Annotated in this window: 2 protein-coding genes; both read left to right on the plus strand. The window is 35.0% G+C overall.

Annotated features, from left to right (window positions below; all coding sequences use genetic code 11):
* Window positions 1–1,866, plus strand: a 1,866-nt coding sequence (locus F3G70_RS11775; RefSeq protein ID WP_149732899.1) for a DUF11 domain-containing protein, incomplete at its 5' end; no start/stop codon positions are given.
* Window positions 1,867–2,315: 449 nt separating this feature from the next.
* The coding region (locus tag F3G70_RS11780; RefSeq protein ID WP_149732900.1) for an anti-sigma factor domain-containing protein at window positions 2,316–6,372 on the plus strand (4,057 nt) is incomplete at its 3' end.

Here is a 6,372-nt window from a genome sequence, read left to right on the forward strand (position 1 = left end):
TATGATTCTTTTGTTGATAATGGTCTTTGGACTCTCTCTGTTGTTAATGGCAAGAATGTTTGGACTTTGAATAAGAATTTAACGGTTAATGAGGTTGTTAGTTTGTTTGTTGTCTTTAATTCTACTGTTAGAGGTAATTTCACTAATGTTGTTGTTGGTGGTTCTAATGAAACTGAGAATAAGACTACTAATAATACTACTACTGTTCTTGAGCCTGGTTTGGATGTTTCTAAGATTACTTTGACTCCTGTTGTTAAGATTGGTGATCAGGTGGTCTTTGAGATTGTTGTTAGGAATACTGGTGAGACTGTTTTAACTAATGTGTTTGTTGAGGAATCTTCCTATGATGGTTTGATTTATGATTCTTTTGTTGATAATGGTCTTTGGACTCACTCTGTTGTCCATGGCAAGAATTTCTGGACTTTAAACGGAAACTTGAATATTAATGAAATCGTTGTATTGACGGTCAGATTCAATACTACTGTCGTCGGTAACTTTACCAATATCGTAACTGTCGGATCAACTGAAACAGAAAACAAGATTGCAAACAATACAACTACCGTTTACAACAATACTGTTCCAGATGATGAAGATGAACCTGATAAAAATCCAGATATTTTCATTGAAAAGATTGCATTGAACGACGTTGTGATTTTAGGAAGCCAAGTCAGATTTGAAATCGTCGTTAAAAACACAGGTAATGTTATCTTAAATAATGTTGTTGTAAGCGAAGAATCATTTGAAGGTCTCGTTTACGATTCATTCATTGACTATACTGGATTGTGGATTAGAAACGATAATCTGACCTGGACATTGAAAACTCCTTTATACACAGGTGAAATCGTTGCATTCTATCTAATATTCAATACAACAACTACTGGAGAGTTTATTAATTTTGCATCTGTCAGTAGTAATGAAACTGGAAATAAGACGGCTAATGATACTGTTGAAGTAATCAAGCCTGATTTCGCAGTTGAAAAAATAGCAATCAACAAAAGCGTTTTAGTTGGAGATCAAGTGATGTTTGAAATTGTAGTTCACAACTTCGGCCAGGTAACCTTAAACGATGTTGTTGTCCGTGAAGAATCATTCGAAGGATTGCTTTATGATTCATTCATTGACTACACCGGTTTGTGGACCAAAAACGCTGACTTGACCTGGAGTTTAAATACTCCGTTACATGTTGGTGAATATGCAGGATTCTTTGTAGTATTCAATACGACTTCAGCTGGTGAATTCATGAATGTTATAGTTGTTGATTCTAAGGAAATACCTAACAAAACAGCAAATGATACTGTAGAAGTATTAACTCCGGGATTAAGCATTCAAAAGATAACAATAAACAGGACAGTCTATGTAGGTGAACAGGTGCTCTTTGAAATCATTGTTCAAAACACAGGTAAAGTGGTGTTGAATAATGTCGTTGTCAGCGAAGATTCATTTGACGGCCTTACATACTATTCATTCATCGACTACAATAAATTGTGGACAAAAAACAACGACTTGTCATGGACCCTTAACACTCCATTGTATGCAGGTGAATACTTAAGCTTCTATGTTGTATTTGACACAACCAAAGCAGGAAACTTCACAAACATTGTAAGCGTTTCAAGCGACAAGACCGGTAAGGTTTCAGCAAAAAACGTTACTGAAGTCATTGAAAAAGAGGTTCCTAAAAATGAAACGCTTCCTGAACCTCCTGTAACTCCTGAAGTTGTCCCTGAGAAAAATGAAACAGCTCCATCTGAACTTCCTGAACAGCCTAAAAAAGAAGTTAATGTATTGCCTGCTACAGGTAATCCATTGATCATGGTATTACTTACATTAATCGCTTTGGGAGGTGCAGCATTAAGGAGAAGAAAATAGAGAATTTAAGGGAAATTCAATTTTCCCGCCCTTTTTATTTTTTATCAGCCATAAATTTTAGTTCCAATAGAAAAAGATTTCAGCAAAATTATTGGATATTTTCTATTTAATGTTTGTTCTTTTTAGATATTTCCTAATATAACTTTGTTATAAATAGGCATTGTCAACTTTTTTTAAAATTAATATACAGTCAGATAATTTTATATCAAATAGATAATCAGATGGTAATATATATAAATTTTATTATTAATATGTATAGTTTATATATGATGAGGAGTAATATAATAATGAGATATATAATATAAGTCCGTTATATTTTTCTCAAAAATATCTATTGTAGAAAAAAATTTGATTTTTATGAACAAAAACTTAAAATTAAAATAATTTAGTTAATTAATACAACTGACATATCAGATGATAATAAGTTTAGAAATAATTTAGGTGTAATCATGAAGGAAAAGTCGATTTTATACATATTACTTACGTTAATCATTTTATCCGTTAGCATCGGAATTGTCAGTGCCAATGAAAATATTACTGATTCGGCAGATGATTTCTTAGCTATTGAAAATGATTTTTTGATTGAAGAAGAAGCTATTGAAGTAACTAGTGAAAATACATTTGAAAGCAATGAAAGCGAAGAAATTTTAGTATATGAAAATCAGAAAAATGAAGATTTATTAGGAATAAGCATGGATGAAGATTCCATTCTTCAAGCAAAAGTCATTCCTATAACCGGTAATCATTTTGCTCATGTAAGAGAAGCCATTGATAAAGCCGGCAATGGAGATATTATTGATCTTCAGGGAAAAACTATATTTGCTGTCCAAAATGGTAATTCGAGCATTTCAACCAATAAACAGCTGACTTTTATAAACGGTGTTTTTGATGCGGGAAATGTTTCTGCTATTGATATAAATAAACGTAACTTTATTGAAAACTGTAATTTTGAAAACATAACTTTTAAGAACTATAATGATGTATGTATGTATCCGAATTTCTTTATAAACTGTACTTTAAGACATGTTTCATTTGAAAACTTTACCCTTGCGGTAGCAGGTTTCGTTATAAGAAATTCAAACTTATATGATGTGAACTTTACAAATTGTCATTCTTTGGAACCAGAGAATGTAACAGATTATGAGTATGCTGCAATGGCCGTTACATACAATTCAGTATTGGACCATTGTAATTTTGTAAACTGTACGACCAACAGACACTCCGGTGCAATCTGTGTTGCCGGGGAAACGAATAACAGAGTAGACATATTTAATTCTAATTTTATTAACTGTAGTGCTGGTGTCGGTGGAGCAATTTATGTCCACGGAAACGCCGGGATAACTGAAAATTATCACAGTAACATTATAAACTGTACTTTCATCGGTAATACTGCAACGGAAAGAGGAGGAGCCATTGGTTCCAGTCAAAATTATTTATTAGTTAAAAACTGTACTTTTGAAGACAATACTGCAAAACGTGGTGCAGCTTACATGCTTGCAGGTATCGATCACGGTTTGGATGGAATTTCTGAAGGACATTACAATATTATAGAGGACTGTTTCTTTAAAAACAATACAGGTACTGAAGAAGGTGGAGCAGTACATATCACAGGTAACTATAACAGGATTGTTAACAGTACTTTTTATGATAACTATGCAACCAACGGAAACGGTTCAGCTGTTTATATTCACGGTAATAATTCATCCATAGTCAATACAGAATTCTATGAACATGAATGTTCAAGCGGTACTGTCTACATTGTAGGGAACAATACCCTTGTGGACAATTCAACTTTTGAAAACAACTCAGCTTCCAATAGTGGAGCAGGAATATATGTTGTTGGGAACAATACCTTAATCAACAATTCAGTTTTCAACAACAATGATGTAATAATGCATGGTGGTGCCCTTTATTCCGAGGGGGACAACTTAAGAATCTTAAATTCAAATTTCACTTCAAACACTGCAATTGCTTCAACCGACAACATGGAACAGGGTTTAGGTGGGGCAATTTTCATCAGTGGAGACAATTCAGACATTGCCTACTGTTATTTTGAAAACAACGTGGCACGTAACGGTTCAACCATTTACAACAGGGGTCGTAATTTGTCCATTGAAGATGACACTTTCATTGAAAATCAGGCCTGGAGTTATCTCCTGACAACGATTTCCAGTGAAAAACGCATCTATTATGACCCTGAAGGAATTGTGACAATCAACGTTACCCATAATGGTGGAGACAACATTATCAACGCAATCTACAATGACGGCGAACCGGATAACATTTTCTTTTATAACGTAACTTATGAATCATCCGTAAATCAAACTCAAAATACTGGAAATAAAATTATCAATCCGGTAAAAGGCGTTGAAAACAGTAAAAACGGTACTCTCATTTATCAGGATTCACGTGAGGATTTACAGAACATTACAATCATCGTAATTCATCTTGAAACCGGTGAGGTGGTTATCAATTACACCTCCCAAACAGGCATTTACGGTAATATCAGCGTATCCAAGGTGGGACTTCCTCCTGGAAACTATTCAGTAAACGTTACTCACTTTGAAGACGGATTATACAAATACATCACGAACATGACCTACTTTGAAATCCTTCCTGTAGCCGATTTGGCTGTAGAAAAGCTCGTTTCAGACAAGAACCCTGATTTCGGCGATGAAATAACCTGGACTATCCTTGCTACCAACAAGGGCCATAATAATGTATCCGATGCATATGTCATTGATAAATTGCCTGCAGGATTAATCTTTAACGGAGCTGACGGCGATTATAACGCAAGTTCAGGCGTCTGGAATATCGGCACGCTTAACGTTAATCAGACGGTGACATTAAACATCAAGACTATAGTAAACATTACCAATACGACAATATTGAACGTTGCTACAATTAACAGCAGCACTCATGACCCTGACTATTCAAATAATGTAGCTAATAATACAACCTCTGCTAATCCCCTTGCAGACTTGAGCGTCATTAAACTGGTTTCAGATGAGACCTGTGTTATCGGCGATGAGATTACTTGGACCATTGTGGTTACCAATAACGGTCCGGACATGGCTGTAGACGCTTATGCGATTGATAATATTCCTAAAACCCTTACTTATGTAAGAGATGATTCCAATGGAAGGTACAATCCGTCTACCGGCCGCTGGGAAATAGGCAATTTATCTAAAGGAGCAAAAGCTACCTTGAAAATTACCACTAAAGTTAATACGGGCAATACAACAATTGTTAATAATGTCTTTGTTAATTCAAGCACTCCGGACAATAATATGAGCAATAACAATGCTTCAAACAGCACAAAAGTCCTTGAATCCAATTTTAAAGTGGAAAAGATTACAATTACTCCTGTCGTTAAGCTCGGCGACCAGGCGGTCTTTGAAATTATTGTAAGAAATACAGGTGAAACTAAGTTAAATAACGTATTTGTTGAGGAATTTTCCCATAACGGTTTGATTTATGATTCATTTATCGATAATGGCTTTTGGACTTATTCCTTTGTTAACGGCAAGAATGTCTGGACCTTGAATAATGAACTTGGTTTAAACGGAGTGGCTTACTTGTTTGTTTACTTCAACACTACCGTTAGAGGCAATTTCACAAACGTAATCGTTACAGGCTCTGATGAAACCGACAACAAGACTACCAATAATACAACCACAGTATTAACTCCTGATTTTACTGTCAAAAAGATTACCTCAACCCCTTCAGTTAAAATCGGCGATCAGGTTACATTCGAAATCGTTGTAAGGAATACTGGTGAGACTGTATTAAATAACGTATTTGTTGAGGAGTCATCCCATGACGGCTTGATTTATGATTCCTTTGTTGACAATGGTCTCTGGACTCATTCCTTTGTTAACGGCAAGAATGTCTGGACTTTGAAAGGCAATTTATCCTTAAATGCAGTTGTTGGATTCTTTGTTAAGTTCAACACTACCAAAATAGGCAATTTCACAAACGTTGTTGTTGCAGGTTCCAACGAAACCGATAACAAGACTGCAAACAACACTACCAAAGTTCTTCAGCCTGGCTTGGACGTTTCCAAGATTACATTAACTCCTGTTGTTAATATTGGTAATCAGGTTACATTTGAAATTGTTGTCCGTAATACTGGTGAAACTAACTTAACTAACGTATTTGTTGAAGAGTTTTCCCATGACGGTTTAACCTATGATTCCTTTGTTGATAATGGTCTTTGGACTCATTCTGTCGTTAACGGAAAGAATGTATGGACTTTAAACAGAGAATTACTCTTAAGAGAAGTCGTCAACTTATTTGTTAAATTCAATACTACTGTAAAAGGTAATTTTACTAATGTTGTTGTTGCGGGTTCTGATGAAACTGATAACAAGACTTCCAATAATACTACTACCGTTTTGGTTCCTGATTTCACTGTTGAAAAGATTACATTAACTCCTTCTGTTAAGATTGGAGACCAGGTTACCTTTGAAATCGTTGTAAGGAATACCGGTGAGACTGAATTAA

The sequence above is a fragment of the Methanobrevibacter millerae genome (assembly GCF_900103415.1).
In the GTDB taxonomy this organism is placed as follows: Archaea; Methanobacteriota; Methanobacteria; order Methanobacteriales; family Methanobacteriaceae; genus Methanocatella; species Methanocatella millerae.